This window comes from Nonomuraea typhae, from assembly GCF_009760925.1.
GTDB lineage: Bacteria > Actinomycetota > Actinomycetes > Streptosporangiales > Streptosporangiaceae > Nonomuraea > Nonomuraea typhae.
In genome coordinates, this window is sequence record NZ_VRLV01000011.1 from 277043 (window position 1) to 293777 (window position 16735).

Below are 16735 nucleotides of genomic sequence, written 5' to 3' on the forward strand. Positions count from 1 at the left end.
TCCCAATGTCACTGACCACACTGCGCGCGCTGCTGGACGAGGCGGTCTCGGGCAAGGGCCGCATCGCGATGGTCACCGGCGCGATCGCCACCGGCAAGAGCACGCTCCTGTACGGCTTCGCCGAGGGCGCCTTCGAGCAAGGGGCGCTCCCGCTCACCGCGACCGGCTCCCGGGCCGAGTCCGAGGTCCCCCTGGGCGTGCTGTCGCAGCTCGTCCACAACGCGCCGCTGACCGAGGAGCAGCAGGAGGCGACGCTCGGCCTGCTCAGCGAGGACACCAAGGCCAAGCTGGGCACGGGCCCGTCCATCGAGCACATGGACGTGCAGGTCGTGGACGCCCTCACCCGCGTCCTGCTGGACCTGTCGGAACGCTGCCCGCTGGTGATCATGGTGGACGACGTCCACTACGCCGACCGGGCCTCGCAGCTGTGCCTGTCCTATCTGGCGCGGCGGGTCAGGTTCGCCAAGATCATGCTGGTGTTCGCCGCGGCCGACCACAGCCCGCACCTGCAGAGCCTGTTCCACACCGAAGTGCTGCGCCAGCCGCACTGTCGCCCGGTGCGCCTGACGCATCTGTCGGCCGAGGGCGTGGCCAGGCGGACGGCGGAGCGCGCCGGCGAGGAGGCGGCCGCGCGGTACGCCGCCCCCTGCTGGGAGCTCAGCGGCGGCAACCGGCTGCTGGCCGACGCGCTGCTGGAGGACCTGCAGGAGACGGGCGCCCCCGCCTCCAGGTACGGCGACGCCGTCCTGGCCTGCCTGCACCGGGCCGACCTGCGCATGCTGATGGCGGCCAGGGGCCTGGCGGTGCTGGGCGAGCCCGAGCGGCTGGGCAGGCTGCTGGGCGAGAGCGAGGCGGGCACGGTCAAGGCGCTGGCGGCGCTCGGCGGCGTGGGCCTGCTGGACGAGGGCCGGTTCCGGCATCCGGCGGCGGGCGCGGCGGTGCTGGCCGAGGTGGACGCCGACGAGCGCCTGGCGCTGCACCGCAAGGCGGCCGAGCTGACCTACGACGACGGCGCGCCGGTCTCGCTGGTGGCCCAGCACCTGCTGAAGGCGACCTATGCCGAGGAGCCGTGGGCCCTGTCGGTGCTGGAGGAGGCGGCCTCGCACGCGCTGCGCGACGACGGCGTGGAGACCGCGATCGAGTACCTCAAGCTGGCCTCGCGCTCCTGTGACGACGAGCGCCGCCGGGCCAGGATCGCGACCATGCTGGTGCGGGCCAAGTGGCGCATCGACCCGATCACGCCGACGGGCCAGCTGGCCGAGCTGACCGACGCCCTGCACAAGGGGAACCTGGGCGGCGCCGACGCGGTGGTGCTGGCCAAGGCGCTGTTGTGGCACGGCCACGCCAACGACGCCAAGGAGGTGCTGAGCCATCTGGCCGAGCCCGACCGCCTCGACCAGGAGGCGATCGCCGAGGTGGCGGCGGCCCGGCCGTGGTTCCGCGGCACCTACCCCTCGTTCCTGCCGCACCTGCCCGGGCTCACGCGCGAGCAGGCGGGCACGGCCGCCGCGTCCCTGCGGGTGGGCCGGCGGATGGAGTCGGCGGAGGCGCTGGCGAGCGTGCTGGCCGAGGGTCCGCGCGAGGAGACGATCGCCACCGCCGAGCAGATCCTGCGCGGCTCGCACCTGGACGAGATGTCCATGGACACCGTCGAGAGCGCCCTGCTGACCCTCACCTACACCGACCGGTCCGGCAGGGCGGCGCCGTGGTGCGACGCCTTCATCGAGGAGGCGGCCGCCCGCCGCGCCCCGAGCCGCCAGGCCAGGCTGTCGGCGATCCGCGCCGAGATCGCCCTGCGCCGGGGCGACCTGGCCGGCGCCGTCGAGGACGCCACCCGGGCCCTGGAGCTCATCCCCGCCGGAAGCTGGGGCGTGGCCGTCGGCAGCCCGCTCGGCAGCCTGCTGCTGGCCGGCGCCGCCATGGGACGGCTGGACGACTGCCTGTCCCGCTTCGACGAGCCGGTGCCCGACGCGATGCTGGAGACCCGCTACGGCCTGCAATACCTCTACGGCCGGGGCCGCTTCAACCTGCTGGCGGAACAGCCCAGGCAGGCGCTGCGCGACTTCATGCACTGCGGCGAGCTGATCCGCAAGTGGGAGATGGACGTGCCGGGCTTCATCCCGTGGCGGGTGGACGCGGCCGAGGCGCTGATCCAGCTCGGCCAGCCGGAGGAGGCCAGGCGGCTCATCGACGACCAGCTCACCCGCTGCCGCGGCCGCTCCAACCGGGTGCACGGCATCGCGCTGCGCGTGCTGGCCTCGGTGAGCGAGCCGCGCACCCGGCCGATGCTGCTGCGCCAGTCGAGCGACCTGCTGCAGTCGTGCGGCGACCGATACGAGCTGGCCAGGGCGCTGTCCGACCTGACCGAGGCATACCACGCCAAGGGCGAGGCGCGCCGGGCCGGGATGCTGGGGCGGCGTGCCCGGGTCCTCGCCGAAGCCTGCCACGCCGCCCCGCTCAGCCGGGCCCTGGCCCGGGGGCGCAGGACCGAGCCGCTGCCCGAGCCCGAGCACCTGGGCGAGAGCCCCATGCTCAGCGACGCCGAGCTGCGGGTGGCGACGCTGGCCGCGGAAGGGTTCACCAACCGCGAGATCTCCGGCAAGTTGTTCATCACGGTGAGCACCGTCGAGCAGCACCTCACCCGGATCTTCCGCAAGCTCAACGTCACCCGCCGCACCGATCTGCCCACGAGCCTGGCCCGTGAGCACACCTAGGCGGCGGGCCTCACTCCGCGATCGCGGTGCGCATGACCCAGCGGAAGACCGGGAGGTTCTCGCCTCCCACGGTGGTGTTCTCGCCCTGGTGCCGGAAGTGCTCGTACCCGGCGCCCAGGGGCACCTTGACCGTGTCGGCGACGGTGCCGACCTGCTGGATGCGGCTCTCGGCGGGCAGGTTCGCCGGCCCGCCGACCAGCACGACCTTGACGGGGGACATGGCTGGCTCCTTCTACAGGGGGATGTTGGAGTGACGGCCCCTCGCCACCGGCGCCTCTGCCAGCGCCTCGGCCAGCCGCAGCCGGGTGGTCTCCGGGGCGATGACCTCGTCCACGGCGCCCGTCGCCAGAGCGCGCTGCACGCCGCCGGACAGGCGCCGGTGCTCCTCGGTCAGCCGGGCCACCAGCCCGGGCCGGTCGTCGTCGGTGGCCGCCGCCAGGGTCTTGCGATGCAGGATGCCGATCGCGGCCTCCGCCCCCATGACGTCCACCTCGGCCTCCGGCCAGGCGAAGACCCGCGTGGCGCCGAGCGAGCGGGAGTTCATGGCGATGTAGGCGCCGCCGTACGACTTGCGGGTGATGAGTGTGATGCGGGGGACGACCGACTGGGCGAAGGCGTGCAGGAGCTTGGCGCCGCGCCGGACCACGCCGCCCCACTCCTGGTCCACGCCGGGCAGGTAGCCGGGCACGTCCACCAGGACGAGCAGGGGGACGCCCAGCGAGTCGCACATGCGCACGAAGCGGGCGGCCTTCTCCGCCGAAAGGGAGTCGAGGCAGCCGCCCTTGCGCAGCGGGTTGTTGGCCAGCACCCCGACCGTGCGCCCGCCGAGCCGGCCCAGGCCGACGCACATGTTCCCGGCCCACTTGGGCTGCAGTTCCTCGAAGGTGTCGTCGTCGAGGATCGCGCGCACCAGCTTGCGGCAGTCGTAGGCGCGGCGCGGCGAATCCGGCAGCAGCGAGGCGAGGTCCCTGGGCTCGATCAGGTCGGTGAAGTCGAAGCGGCCGTGCCGGGCGAAGAAGCCGGCCAGGCGGCGGGCCTTCTGGTGGGCGGCCTCCTCGTCGGCCACCGTGACGTGGGCGACGCCCGACTTCGGGCCGTGCGCGCCGGGGCCGCCCAGCCCGGCCATGTCGATCTCCTCGCCGGTGACCGTCCTGACGATGTCCGGGCCGGTCACGAAGATTCTGGCGTCCTCCGACATGACGATGATGTCGGTCAATGCCGGGCCGTACGCGGCGGCTCCGGCGGCCGGGCCGAGCACGACGGAGATCTGCGGCACCACCCCCGACGCCTTGGTCATCGCGGCGAACATCCGGCCGACGCCCTCCAGCGACTCCACCCCGTCGGCCAGCCTGGCGCCGCCCGACTGCCACAAGCCGATCACCGGGGAGTTCTGCAGCACCGCGATGTCGATGGCCGCGCAGATACGCTGGGCGCCCGCCGCGCCGAGCGCGCCTCCCTTGAGCGTGGCGTCGGTGCAGAAGGCCACCACGGGCGCGCCGTCCACCAGGCCGCGCACGGCCGTGACACCGCACCCGTCCTCCTCGTGCAACGCCACCGCGGTGTCGGGATCGAGCAGGCGGGCAAGGCGGACCGCCGGCGCCCTCGTATCGGTGATTCGTTCCGACAGAACTGTCATCGCTGGGTTTTTCCTGACGCTCGGCAGTGTGTTAATGGCAAAAGTGCCAAGATCACAACGCCCTGCCAACCCTTATTGACCACTGGCCGATGGCAGCTTGTGACCGCCCCTTCTCCGCGTTGACCACGCTCGGTCATTGGAGTTTCCATATCGTGATCACACTTTTGGAGGACTGCAATGCCGCAATGGTCCTTACCGATCGCTTTCACCCTGCTGGCCGGGCTGGCCGTGCCGCCCGGCGCGACGTCCCTCCCTCCCCCGGAGCCCGAGCCCGCCGCCCTGGTCAACGTCTTCCACGGCACCAAGGAAGCGGCACCCGACTTCGGCCACGGCGGCGGCGGAGGCATGACCTTCCCCGGCGCCGTGCTGCCTTTCGGCATGATGCAGTGGAGCCCCGACACCGTCACCGAGGCCGGCGGCGGGTACGCCTACGAGGACAACCGGCTGCGCGGATTCTCCATGACGCACATCTCGGGCCCCGGCTGCAATGGCGCCCAGGATTTCCCCGTCATGCCGTTTTCCGGGGTGATCGGCCGCTCCCCCGCGACGAATGGCTGGGATTATGTCCAGACGTTCGGGCACGAGAGTGAAACCGGCCGCCCCGGCTCCTATTCCGTCAAGACCGACACCGGGGTGAGGGTCGAGCTCACCGCCACCACCCGCGCCGGCGTCGGCCGCTTCACCTTCCCCGCCGGCAAGCCCGGCACCGTCCTGGTGAACACCAGCGGCTCCATCAACGGCGTCGACGACGGCGAGACCCGGGTCAGCGGCAACACCGTCGAAGGCTGGATCCAGACCGGCGGCTTCTGCGGCCCGCCCATGCGCTACAAGATCTACTTCCACGCCACGTTCGACCGGCCCATCACCGCCTACGGCACCTGGAAGAACGACACCGTCACCCCCGGCGGCGCACGCGTCAAGAACGCCGGCCCCGCCCGGGTCGAGAACGCCGAGACCGTCGGCGAGAGCGACGTCGTCACCAACGGCCCGGGCTCGGGCGCCTACGTGCAGTTCGCGCCCGGGCAGCAGGTGCAGATGCGGGTCGGCCTGTCGTACGTGAGCCTCGAAGGCGCCAAGGCCAACCTCGCCGCCGAGGTCGGCGCGCAGAACTACACCCAGATCAGCGACCTGGCCTACGACACCTGGAACCGGCGGCTCAGCCAGATCCGCGTCACCGGCGGCACCCTCGACCGCCGGCGCACGTTCTACAGCAACCTCTACCACGCGCTCCTGCAACCCCACGTCAGCGACGACGTCGACGGCCAGTACCCCGGCTTCGACCAGAAGCCCCGGCGGGTGCAACCCGGCCGCCACCACTACGCGCTCTTCTCCGGCTGGGACATCTACCGCACCGAGGTCCAGCTGATCGCCCTGCTCGACCCGGCCGTCGGCAGCGACATCGCCCAGTCGATGTACGACAACGCGCAGGCCGTCGGCAACGTCTGGGACCGCTGGTCACACCAGATCGCGATCACCGGCGTCATGGTCGGCGACCCCTACCACTCGATCCTGGCCAGCATGTACGCCTTCGGCGCCCGCGACTTCTCCGCCCAGAAGGCGGTCGAGGCCATGGCCGAGGCCGCCCGCCGGGTCGGCCCCCGCGACATCGGCAGCCCGCTGCTCGGCTACGACGAACGGCCGGGCAACGAGCACTACATGGGCCTCGGCTACGTGCCCATCGACCCGGCCACCACGCTCGAGTACACGATCGCCGACTTCGGCATCGCGCAACTGGCCGCCCGCCTCGGGAACACGCAGATCGCCCAGGAGTTCACCGCCCGCTCCCAGAACTGGCAGAACCTGTACAACCCCGCCAACGGCTGGATCCAGCCCCGGGCCAAGGACGGCTCGTTCGTCTCACCGTTCGACCCGGCCAGCATGCAGCTGTACGTGGAGGGCAACGGGGCGCAGTACCAGTGGATGGTGCCGCACAACGTGCGCGGGCTGTTCACCGTGATGGGCGGCCCGGCCAAGGTCGTGCCCCGGCTGGACGGGTTCTTCAAGGCGCTCAACGCCGGGCCGCACGAGCCCTACGCCTACCTGGGCAACGAGCCGGCCCTGGGGACGCCGTGGCTGTACGCGTGGGCGGGCCGGCCGTACCGGACGCAGGAGCTGGTACGCCGGGTGCAGAACGAGTTGTTCACCTCCGGGGCCGACGGGCTGGTCGGCAACGACGACCTGGGTGCCATGGGCTCGTGGTACGTGTGGTCGGCCATGGGGCTCTACCCGGCCATTCCCGGGCGGGCGGAGCTGCTGGTCAACACGCCGGTGTTCGACTCGGTCACCATCGACAGGCCCCAAGGGGCGATCACGGTCACCGCCGCCGGGGCTCCGGTCAACCCCTACATCCAGAGCATGCGCGTCAACGGGGTCACCAGTGACAGGGCGTTCCTGCCGGAGTCGTTCGCCCAGCGCGGCGGGCGGCTCGACGTCACCGTGGGCGCCCAGCCCAACACCGCCTTCGGCGCCAGCCCTGGACACGCGCCGCCCAGCTTCGGCGACACGGCCAAGCCGTACCTTGCGGGGCTCGCGCCGGGCAGCGGGCCGGTCGAACCGGGCGGGACCTTCACCAGCGAGCTGGCCGTGCAGTCGGCCGGGCGGGCGCAGAGCGTGACCTGGGCGGCCAAGGCCCCGGCCGGGGTCACGGTCACCCCCGCGAGCGGGACGCTGCAGGTTCCGGGAGGCGGCAGCGCCACCCAGAAGGTCACGGTCACCGTGGATCCCGGGACGGCGACCGGGTTCCACGAGGTGGACATCGTAGCCGGTGACGTCACCACCGGGCTGCGGCTGAACGTGGCCAGGAAGGGCACCGTCGCCTGGGCGCAGAACGGCGCCGGGATCGGCGACCCCGCCCTGCCCGGCATCGCCAACCTGGACGGGTTCAACTTCAGCTACTCCAACCAGGGCCTGGCGGCCGGCGGGTTGCGGCCCGGCCTGCCGTACAAGTGGAAGGACTTCTCCTTCACCTGGCCGGACCGCAAACCGGGCGAGTGGGACCACCTGCGGGTCGGGCCCGAGCCGGTGGAGGTGAACGCGCCCGCCGGAGCGTCCAAGATCGCCTTCCTCGGCGCGGCGACGTTCGGCTACCCCGAGGTCACCGTGACCGTCACCTACACCGACGGCACGACCGGCACCGGCAAGCTGGGCTTCAGCGACTGGATCCTGAACTTCAGCAGCCAGCAGCCGCGCCACGGCAACGAGATCGTGGCCAGGATGCCGACCCGGTTGTTCGGCGGCTCGTGGGCCTTCCAGCCGATCCCGTCGTATCTGTTCGCCGCCCAGCCGATCGCGCTGGATCCGGCCAAGCAGGTGAAGCGCCTGACCTTCGGGCCGGTGCCCGAAGGGGCGATGCACATCTTCACCTGGGCGTTCGCCTAGGGGTCAGGTGGGGGCGGCGTCGAGGTAGACCCAGGCGCCGTTCTCCCTGACGAACCTGCTGACCTCGTGCATGTGACCGGTGCGCCCGGCCCGGCTGAAGTGGGCGCGGAACTCCACGTAGGGGGCGGGCAGCCCGCAGGGGCAGGAACGCTTGGCCATGGATCCATCGTGTCAGGTGTACATCACCGACAGGAACCGGATCAGGATCTCCTCCCGCTTGGCCGCGGGCAGCGCGTCGAGGATCGCGTTGACCAGCGCCATCCCCGGCTGTCCCGCGCTCGTCAGATCGACGCCGGCCGCCGCGGCCAGCTCGCCGAACTCGCGGTCGCCCAGCGCGTCGAGATCCAGCCCGGTCACCATCGCGATCAGCCCGTCCGGCACGGCCACGGGACCACGCTCGCGGGCCGCCGCGGCCGACTCCTTGATCACCGCCAGCATCGCATCCACGGTGGCCAGCGTGGCTCCGGTGACCGTGATGTGGAGATTCGCGGGGATCCCGGCGTACGACAACTGCGGCTGGATGAACCAGCCCCTGGCCCGCGCCTCGTCGGCCAGCACGAAGACGTCGATCTCCGCGGAGGTGAACGCGATCAGCGAGCCCGCCGGATCGCCCAGCACCCGCAGCCCGGGGATCTTCGCCAGCCCCTCGCGCAGCATGCGCGCCGCCTCCAGGGTGTCCCTGGCGAGCCGGACGTAACCTTCGCGCCCGATCGCGCGCAGCGTCGCCCAGGCGCCGCCGAGCGGCCCCGCCGACCGCGAGCTCTGCACGGTCGCGTTGATCACCGTGTACCCGGGCCAGGCCGCCGAGGCGAAGTACGCCCTGCGCCGCATGGCCGGATCGGCGAACAACACCACCGAGGCCCCCTTCGGCGCGTATCCGAACTTGTGCAGGTCGCACGAGATCGAGGTGACCCCGGGCACCGACAGGTCGAACGCGGGCACCTCCGCCCCCGCCTCCCGCAGCCAGGGCAGCAGCCACCCGCCCACGCACGCGTCCACGTGGCAGGGCACGCCCGCGGCGGCCGCGACCGCCGCCACCTCCGCGACCGGGTCCACCACGCCCTGGGGGTACGACGGCGCCGAGCACACCACCAGCACCGTGTCCGCGTCGATGCGCTCCCGTACGGCTGCCGCCGTCACCCGGAACGTCTCCAGGTCCACCGGAACCGCCCTGACCTCCAAGCCCAGGTAGTGCGCCGCCTTGTGGAAGGCCGGATGCGCGGTCACCGGCGCCACCAGGTTCGGCCTGCGGGTCTCGGCCGCGTCCCGGGCCGCCTTGACCGCCAGCATGATCGACTCGGTGCCGCCGCTGGTGAAGATGCCGTGCCCGCCGCCGAGCACGGCCGCGACTTGGCCGACGACCTCCTTCTCCATGGCGACCACGCTCGGGAAGGCCGTCGGGTCGAGGGTGTTGACCTCCAGCATCGCGGCGTAGGCGCGGGTGGCCGCCTCGTGGACCTCCGGGCGCCCGGTGTCGTAGACGTAGGCGGTCACCCGGCCGCCGCGGACCGGCAGGTCGTGCTCGGTCAGCCTGGCCACCGCGGCCAGCAGGTCGTCGGCGGTGCTCACCGCGTCTCCCCCAGCCTGGCCACCGCGGCCGGCAGGTCGTCGGCGGTGCTCACCACGTCTCCCCCGGCAGCGCCAGGGCCCTGTGGATGCTCTGGTGGAGATGGGCACGGAAGCGCCGCAGCACGGCCGGGTCCCCGGAGCCCCGGCGGCGGCCGTCGTCGTCGAGCACGCCGCCCTTGGCGAAGCCGTGCACGGTCCAGATGAAGGTCCAGACCGCCATCTCGACGTCCACCCCGGGCCCGATCGCCCCGGTGGCCTCCAGTGTGCGGGTGACGGTGGTGACCGTCGGGCGCGCGTACTGCCGTTCGAGGTCGGTGAGGTCGTCGGCGTCGGACAGCCAGCGGTGCATCCACAGGGCGGGGATCTCGGGGTGCTCGACGCAGAAGCCGAGGTAGTCGTCGATCAGCCGGTGGATGGCGGGGACGGGGTCGGTGGCGGCGGCCAGCCGTACCAGGGCGGATTCGAGCGCGGTGCGCTCGGCCACTTGGGCGCGCTCCATGACCGTGAGGTAGAGCTCCCGCTTGCCGCCGACGTGGTAGTTGACGGTGGCGATGTTGAGCCCTGCGGCGTCGGCGATCTGCCGGGTGGAGGCGCCGTTGTAGCCGAGCGCGGCGAACAACTGGGTGGCGACCTTGACGATGGCCTCCTGAGGGTGCACCCATGTCACGATATTTCGGGTACGACTCCCCGGTCAATCACTTGATGGAGGCCCTAGTTCAGCGTCCAGAGCTGACCGTTGGGCTTGTTGCAGTCGATCGCCCAGAGGTTGCCGTTGTCCCAGGTCAGGCAGCCGCCCTTGGAGAAGCCCGCGTCCCGGTTGTACCGGTTGACGATACTGTAGCGGCCGTCGCCGTCACCGTCCTGGAACATCCACAGCTGCTTGGTCCCGTGGTCGGCCTTGGCCGTCTGGACGGTCCACTTGTTCGGCACGACCTCGTAGAGCGTGCCGGTGGCCGTGGGCTCGATCTCCCAGTTGCCGTTGCCCTTGTCCCACAGCGTGACCGGGCCGAGCGTCTTGCCGTTGTCGGACTTGAGCGTCACCTTCTTCCCGTGCGCGGGTTTGTCACCGGGCTCCGGCTTGGGGTCGGGCTTGGGCTCCGGCTTGGGGTCGTCCTTGGGCAGGTCGGCGTCGTCGGAGTCCCAGTCGGCGCCCTGCGCCTTGTCGGCCAGGTCGTGCTTGCCGTCCTGGGGAGACTCGCTGAACCTGACCGTCGGGCCCTTCGGGTCGGGCTGGCCGTCCTTGTTCAGCCGGGTGAACCCGCCGGGCGCGAAGAAGCGCCAGTTGAGGTAGCCCCCGTCGCCCTTGTTGGTGAACGTGCCGTCCTCGTCGAAGATCCAGACGCCATAGCGCGTCGAGCCGATCGTGACCTGCTTGAACAGGTAGTCGGGGTCGGTCGAGGCCGTGGGCAGGCCGCTGTAGTCCGCCGTGCTGAAGTTGGCGATCATGATGTTGAACTCGTCGCGGGTGTCGGAGCGCATCTCCTCCATGAGCGCCTCGACGCCCTCCGAACGCTCCTTCTGGTCGCCGGCCAGCTTGATCAGCTTGTCGATCAGCTCGGCGGCCTTGAACACCCCGCCGATGAGCGCCGCCGGGCCCGCCGCCTGCGCCGGTGCGGCGGCAGGCACCATGAGCGCCAGGCCGGTGATCGCCCCGGCCGCGGTGGTCAGGATTCGCTTCTTCACGTGTCGCCCTCCTGAGGGTCGCTTGTGCGATCTCCGGAGCCTCACGTCCCGGCATTGACGAATGGTCGACAGATCCTTACTGCCGCTGGTCATCCAACGTGTCGAGGGCGCGCGAGAGCCGTTCCAGCGCCTCGAGACAGGCCGGCCAGTCGTCGCCGACCGCGGCGGCGATGCGCTCGGCCATCGCCTGGTGGGCGGGCCCGATCTTCTCCACGGCGGCAAATCCCTCGGCCGTGGGCCGCAGCAGCTTCGCCCGCCGGTGCGCCGGGTTGGGCAGATACTCGGCCAGGCCCTTGTCCACCAGCAGGTCGGCGATGCGCTGCACGCTCTGCCGGGTGATCCCCATGGCCCGGGCGATGCCGGCGACGGGCAGCGGCTCGCGCAGCACCGCGCCGAGCACCTGCCACCAGGCCGCGGTCAGCCCGGCCGGGCGGGCCAGTTCCTCGGCGATGGCGAGGAACTGGCCGTTGAGCCGGAACGAGGTGATCGCGCTGCCGGACAGCAGATCGGCCTCCTCGCTCATCAGTGCCCCGCCGCCTCGAGGACCATGAAGGCCGAGGCGTCGCTGTCGTGGAAGAGGCGGAACCACGCGTCGAGCACCTCGGGCTCGTAGACGCCGAGCTTGGCGAAGATCTCGCGGGCGAACGCCTCGGGCTCGGTCGCGCCCGCGGTGATCACTTCGCCGTCGGTGACCGCGTCGGCTTCGACGTAGCGCTCGGCGCCCTTGTAGCCCGGCGTCGTCATCGTGAGGAACTCCAGCACGTTGCTGGTGTGCGCGCGCTCGTCGAGCAGCCCCTGCCGGGCCAGCCCGACCGTCGCCCCGCAGATTCCCGCGACCGGGACGCCCGCCTCGACAAACTCCTTGGCCTTGGCGCCGAAGGCGTCGAGCTCGCCGGTCACCCAGGTGTCGGCGCCGGGCAGGATCAGCATCGCGCTGTCCTCGGGGGAGAGCCGGTCGAGCGTGATGTCGGGCACGATGCGCAGCCCGCCCGCGGTGACGATCGGATCGAGGGTGGCGCCGACCGTGACGATCTCGAAGCCGCCCGGCTCGCGGTGCCATGCGCCGTTGCGGAGGTGGGCGATGGCGTGCCCGGTCTCCCAGTCGGCGAGCGTGCTGTACAGGGCCTGGTGAACTGTGCGCTTCGTCATGACAGTATTCTGTCATGACGACAGGATGCTGTCAACACTGTGGGAGGGCAACCGTGCGAGGATGGCCCTTATGGCAGAGATCGTCGGCGGCGGCATTCCGGTCAACGACGCCGAGCGACGCGTGATCGCGCACCTCCGCGACCACGCTCCGGCCGACTGGCTGCTCCTGCACAACGTCGAGATCCCCCGCCGCGACGACCTGTTCGAAGTCGACCTCATCGTCCTGACCCCCCACTCCCTCGTCGTCGTGGACGTCAAAGGCACCCGCGGCCGCATCGAAGTCTCGGGCGCCCGATGGTTCCCCCAGCGCGGCGGCGCCGTCGGCTCTCCCGTCACCAAGCTCAGAGGCACCGCCCGCGCCCTGAAGGGCCTGCTCGTCGACGCCCACCGCCGCCTCGAACGCGTCTACGTGGACAGCCTCGTCGTCCTCACCTCCCCCGACGCCGAACTCGCCGACCCCGCCGGCCGCGACGCCGCCAACACCACCCACCTCGACGCCCTCATCGACACCCTCGCCGACGTCACCCGCGTGCGCCGCGGCGGCAGCCCCGACGTGCGCCCCTACGCCGACGCCATCCTCGACGCCCTCCACCAGTCGGTACGGCGCAGCACCGCCCCGCCCAGGTTCGGCAACTGGGAGGTCGAAGAACAACTCGGCGGCGACGCCAAGGTCACCGAGTACCGCGCCTTCAACGCCACCCTCCCCGGCAGCGAGACGGTCCTGCTCCGCGTCTACCAGGCCGACCCGCTGGCCGACCAGACCGCCCGCGCCGCCGAACGCCAGCGCATCGCCAACGCCTACCAGACGCTGGCCCGCATCCCGCCCCACCTCAACGTCGTCCGCTCCCGCGACTTCTTCGCCATCGACGACGAAAGCCGCTTCGTGCTCGTCCTCGACGACGTCCACGGCCAGTCCCTGCACGTACGGCCGGCCGCCCGCCTCACCGTCATCCAGGACATGCTGCGCGGCCTGGCCCACGCCCACGCCAACGGCGTCATCCACCGGGCCCTGACCCCGGCCAGCGTCCTGGTCACCGACGACGGCCACGCCGTACTGACCGGATTCGACTACGCCAAGCCCGGGGCCAGGAACTTCACCGTCGCCCACGAGCTGGGCAACGTGCTGGACATGCACTACGTGGCCCCGGAATGCCACGAACGCCCCGACCGCATGACCCCGGCCTCCGACGTCTACGCCGCCGGGGTGATCGCCTACCAGCTCCTCACCGGCGAGCTGCCGAGCGGCCCCGACGCCCATGGCGGGCCGGAGGTGCCCGAGGTGGTGACCAGGATGCTCGACCACTCCGCGGCCAAACGACCTACCGCCGCGGATAGCCTGGCGTCCCTCGAGGGCATTCGTCAGGAATCCCGTCTCAGGCGCCTCTTCCGCCGCGTACTGTCTTGATCATGGATGTTTCACTGCGTCCTGTGCGCGAAGATGACCTGCCCTTCCTCAATCACCTGACCAACGACGAAAAGGGCACGGGGGCCCACCAGTGGTACGGCTGGCACAATCCGCACCGTCACCGCAAACGCTGGGAGGAGAACGGCTACATCAGCGACGACGGAGGCTATCTGATCATCGCAAGGGGCGATGACCGGATCGGCTTCATGTCCTGGACGAAGCAGATGACCAGCAGGGTCTCCTACTGCTTCGAGATGGGCCTGATCGTGGCCCCTGAATTCAGGGGGCAGGGCTACGGCACACAGGCGCAGCAACTGCTGGCCAGATACCTGTTCGACCACTCGACGGTCAACCGGGTCCAGGCCAGCACCGAGGTGACGAACGTGGCCGAGCAGCGGGCGCTGGAGAAGGCCGGGTTCACCAAGGAGGGCATCCTGCGGGGCATCGGCTTCCGCGCCGGCCACTGGCAGGACGGAGTCCTCTACAGCATGCTGCGCGCCGACCTCAACTAGAGGCTGCGGCGTAGCGTGCTCGCGTGCTCCAGGTAGTCGCGGGCCAGGTGCGGGCGTCCGGCCGAGTGGTGCAGCTCGCCGAGCATCTGCGTGGTCTGCGCCTCTCCGCTGCGGTCGCCGAGCTCCTGGAAGACCTCCAGCGAGCGTTCGAGACCGGCGGAGGCCGGCGCCCACTCGCCGCGTGCTACCTGGAGTCCGGCCAGGCCCTGCATCGCGTAGGCCCCGCAGTGCCGGTCGCCGAGCGAGTCGAAGATGTCCAGCGCGTGCCGGTGAAAGGAGACGGCCTGCTGGAGTTTGCCGATCTGCAGGCTGACGCAGGCTTCCCGGTGGCTGTCGCCGAGTTCCTGCGCCAGCCGCATGGCCTGGTCGAGCCACTGGCCCGCCCGGGCCAGGTCGCCGTTGCCGAGGCAGAGCCGGCCGATGGCCTGGCGCACGAACGCCTCGCCGTTCTGGTCGCCGGCGGCCAGGAACATGGCCAGGGCCCGCCGGTAGTGGCCCAGCGCGCGGACCTGGTCGCCGCGGAACAGGGCGACCGCGGCCAGGCCGCACAGGGTCGTGGCCTCGGCCCGCGGCTCGCCCAGCGCCTGGAAGATCCGCCGGGCGCGGGCGAACTGGGCCGCGGCCTCCTCGTAGCGGTCCTGGTAGAGGCTGACCTGGGCGAGTCCCCTGAGCATGGCGGCCTCGCCGTACCGGTCGCCGTTCGCACGGGCGGCGGCCAGCGCGAGCGTGTGCGTGCGCTGCCAGGCGTCGAAGTGGCAGCGCAGATCGAAGTAGGGGACCAGCGCGGCGGCCAGCCCCCACGCGGACGCGGACGGACCGGCCTCGGCGGCCACGCCCACGGCGGCGACCAGTGTGTCGTGCTCGGCCGCGAACCATCCCGCCGGGTCGGCGGTGAGGCGGTCGAGCGTGCGGGCGGGCAGCTCCCAGCGCGGCGCCCTGGCCGAGGTCAGGCTGAAGACGACGGTCGGCAGGCGGGTCATGGCGTGCTCGGTGGCGGCGGTCCAGGCGGCCAGGACGCGGCCGACGGCGCTCGGGTCGGCGTGGCGCTCCAGGGCGTGGGCGCCGATCAGGCCGGGCACGACGTAGCGGGGCTGGCCGACCTGGTCGGTGCCGACGAGCCTGAGGAGGTTGGCGTCGACCAGCAGATCGGTCACGTCCTCCGCGCGCGGGCGGTCGAGCACGGCGCCGATCACCCAGCCCGGCTGCGCCTGGCCGCCGAGCCTGCCGAGCGCGCCCAGCGCGCGGGCCGCCTCCTCGGGCAGCGCCGCGTAGCTGCGGTCCAGGCTGGCGCGCACCTCCTTGAGCTCGCCGAGCAGGTCGTCCTCCAGCCGGTCGCGCAACACCGCCAGCGACCAGCCCGGGCGGGCGGCCAGCCGGGCGCCGGCGCTGCGCACGGCCAGCGGCAGCCCGCCGCAGGCGGCCACGATCGCCTTCGCGGCCTCGGGCTCCCTGGCCAGGCGGTCGGTCCCGGCGATCCGGCCCAGCAGGCGGAGCGCGTCGGCCGCCGGCAGCTCACCGACGTCGACCTGCAGCGCGCCGGGCAGGTCGGTGATCTTCTTGCGGCTGGTGACCAGGACCACGCTGCCGTTGCCCGGCAGCAGCGGCCGGATCTGCTCGGCGTCCCCGGCGTCGTCAAGCAGCACCAGCATCGGCCGCTCGGCCAGCAGCGTGCGCAGCAGCGCCGACCGCTCGTGCGCCGTGGGCGGCGGCGTCTCGACCCCCAGCGCCCGTAATGCCTCGGCGAGCACGTCGCCGGCCTCGCGACCGGCCAGGTCCAGATAGAGCTGCCCCTCGGGATACCGCTCGCGCAGCGCGTGCGCAGCGTGTACGGCCAGCGCGCTCTTGCCGGCGCCCGGCGGCCCGGAGACGATCGCCACCCGGAACGGCCCGGCCAGGGCGGCGAGCTGCTCGCCCCGCCCGGTGAAGTCCGGCAGGTCGGGCGGGAGCTGGCGGGGCACGCTCGGCGCCTCGTCGGCCGGGAGCCGGCGAGGGCCGCCCGGCGCCGACTCGTCGGCCAGGATCGTCTCATAGGCCCGGCGCAGGTCCGTGCCGGGTTCGACGCCGAGCTCGTCGACGAGCTGGGCGCGGATCTGGCCGTAGGTCTTCAGCGCCTCGGCCTTCCTGCCGGCCCGGTGCAGGGCCAGAAGGAGCTGACGCCACAGGTCCTCGCGGTAGGGGTGCTCGGCCAGCAGGGTCCTGAGCTGGGTGATGGCGCCTGTCTGGTCGCCGCGCTCCAGCAGATCGGCTATCAGGCGTTCGGCGGCGCGCAGCCGTACCTCCAGGAGGGGGTCGAGGCGGCGGTCCCACAGCGGGCTGCCGGGCAGGTCGGCCAGCGGGGCGCCGCGCCAGAGGGCCAGGGCCTCGGCGAAGCCGCCACGGGCCACCAGGTCCTCGAAGCGCAGGAGGTCGAGGTCGGTTCCGGACACGTCGATGGCGTAACCCGTGCCGTCGCCGCGCAGGTGCCCGCCGCCGAGGTCGGAGCGGAGCGAGCTGACATAGGTGCGGACGTTGGCCTGGGCCGAGCGGGGCGGCCGCTGCGACCACAACACCTCGACGAGCTGGTCGGTGCCCACCACGTGCCCCGCGTTGAGCAGGAGCGTGGCGAGCAGCATGCGGGGCTTCTTGCCGGAGACCCGGACGGGCTCACCGCCGGACCGGACTTCCAACGGTCCGAGCACAGCAAAAGTGA

13 protein-coding genes are annotated in these 16735 nt (G+C 71.9%); 4 read left to right on the plus strand and 9 right to left on the minus strand.

Going from position 1 to position 16735, the window contains the following annotated elements; genetic code table 11:
* Window positions 1-5 precede the first annotated feature (5 nt).
* A complete protein-coding gene (locus tag FVE25_RS35965; protein ID WP_157251798.1) occupies window positions 6-2714 on the plus strand; it encodes a helix-turn-helix transcriptional regulator in 2709 nt (902 codons plus the stop codon).
* 10 nt (window positions 2715-2724) lie between these two features.
* Here the strand turns inward: FVE25_RS35965 and FVE25_RS35970 are convergent, their stop codons facing one another.
* Both FVE25_RS35970 and FVE25_RS35975 read right to left on the minus strand, forming a co-directional pair.
* Window positions 2725-2934: a DUF5988 family protein gene (locus FVE25_RS35970; RefSeq protein WP_157251800.1), complete on the minus strand. Its 210-nt coding sequence runs from the start codon at window positions 2932-2934 to the stop codon at window positions 2725-2727.
* Between the two features lie 12 nt (window positions 2935-2946).
* On the minus strand, window positions 2947-4350 hold the full coding sequence (locus tag FVE25_RS35975) for an acyl-CoA carboxylase subunit beta (RefSeq protein ID WP_157251802.1): 1404 nt from the start codon (window positions 4348-4350) through the stop codon (window positions 2947-2949).
* A 177-nt stretch (window positions 4351-4527) separates the two neighbouring features.
* Here FVE25_RS35975 and FVE25_RS35980 point away from each other — a divergent pair, with 177 nt between their 5' ends.
* On the plus strand, window positions 4528-7728 hold the full coding sequence (locus FVE25_RS35980; protein WP_157251804.1) for a GH92 family glycosyl hydrolase: 3201 nt from the start codon (window positions 4528-4530) through the stop codon (window positions 7726-7728).
* Window positions 7729-7731: 3 nt separating this feature from the next.
* Here FVE25_RS35980 and FVE25_RS35985 read toward each other — a convergent pair whose 3' ends face one another.
* From FVE25_RS35985 to FVE25_RS36010, 6 genes are all read right to left on the minus strand, one after another.
* The gene (locus FVE25_RS35985) at window positions 7732-7887 is read right to left on the minus strand and encodes a YchJ family metal-binding protein (protein ID WP_157251806.1); all 156 of its coding nucleotides are present in this window, start codon (window positions 7885-7887) and stop codon (window positions 7732-7734) included.
* Between the two features lie 12 nt (window positions 7888-7899).
* Window positions 7900-9297, minus strand: coding sequence for a pyridoxal phosphate-dependent decarboxylase family protein (locus FVE25_RS35990; protein WP_157251808.1), 1398 nt, complete (start codon window positions 9295-9297; stop codon window positions 7900-7902).
* A 49-nt stretch (window positions 9298-9346) separates the two neighbouring features.
* Window positions 9347-9955: a TetR/AcrR family transcriptional regulator gene (locus FVE25_RS35995; protein ID WP_246267934.1), complete on the minus strand. Its 609-nt coding sequence runs from the start codon at window positions 9953-9955 to the stop codon at window positions 9347-9349.
* A 53-nt stretch (window positions 9956-10008) separates the two neighbouring features.
* Window positions 10009-10980 carry an RICIN domain-containing protein gene (locus tag FVE25_RS54505; RefSeq protein WP_219825784.1) on the minus strand — a complete coding sequence of 324 codons (972 nt, stop codon included), beginning with the start codon at window positions 10978-10980 and terminating at the stop codon, window positions 10009-10011.
* A 76-nt stretch (window positions 10981-11056) separates the two neighbouring features.
* Window positions 11057-11503, minus strand: coding sequence for a MarR family winged helix-turn-helix transcriptional regulator (locus tag FVE25_RS36005; RefSeq protein ID WP_157251809.1), 447 nt, complete (start codon window positions 11501-11503; stop codon window positions 11057-11059).
* Window positions 11503-12129, minus strand: coding sequence for a type 1 glutamine amidotransferase family protein (locus FVE25_RS36010; protein WP_157251811.1), 627 nt, complete (start codon window positions 12127-12129; stop codon window positions 11503-11505). Before FVE25_RS36010 ends, FVE25_RS36005 begins: the two co-directional genes overlap by 1 nt.
* Before the next feature lie 70 nt (window positions 12130-12199).
* Between FVE25_RS36010 and mads6 the strand changes: the two genes are divergently transcribed.
* Together mads6 and FVE25_RS36020 are read left to right on the plus strand one after the other, a co-directional pair.
* Window positions 12200-13534: a methylation-associated defense system protein kinase MAD6 gene (mads6, locus tag FVE25_RS56510; protein ID WP_157251813.1), complete on the plus strand. Its 1335-nt coding sequence runs from the start codon at window positions 12200-12202 to the stop codon at window positions 13532-13534.
* 2 nt (window positions 13535-13536) lie between these two features.
* Window positions 13537-14046 carry a GNAT family N-acetyltransferase gene (locus FVE25_RS36020; protein WP_157251815.1) on the plus strand — a complete coding sequence of 170 codons (510 nt, stop codon included), beginning with the start codon at window positions 13537-13539 and terminating at the stop codon, window positions 14044-14046.
* Here FVE25_RS36020 and FVE25_RS36025 read toward each other — a convergent pair.
* Complete coding sequence (locus FVE25_RS36025; protein WP_246267941.1) at window positions 14043-16712, minus strand: AfsR/SARP family transcriptional regulator; 2670 nt, start codon at window positions 16710-16712, stop codon at window positions 14043-14045. The genes FVE25_RS36020 and FVE25_RS36025 overlap by 4 nt on opposite strands.
* Between the last annotated feature and the right edge of the window lie 23 nt (window positions 16713-16735).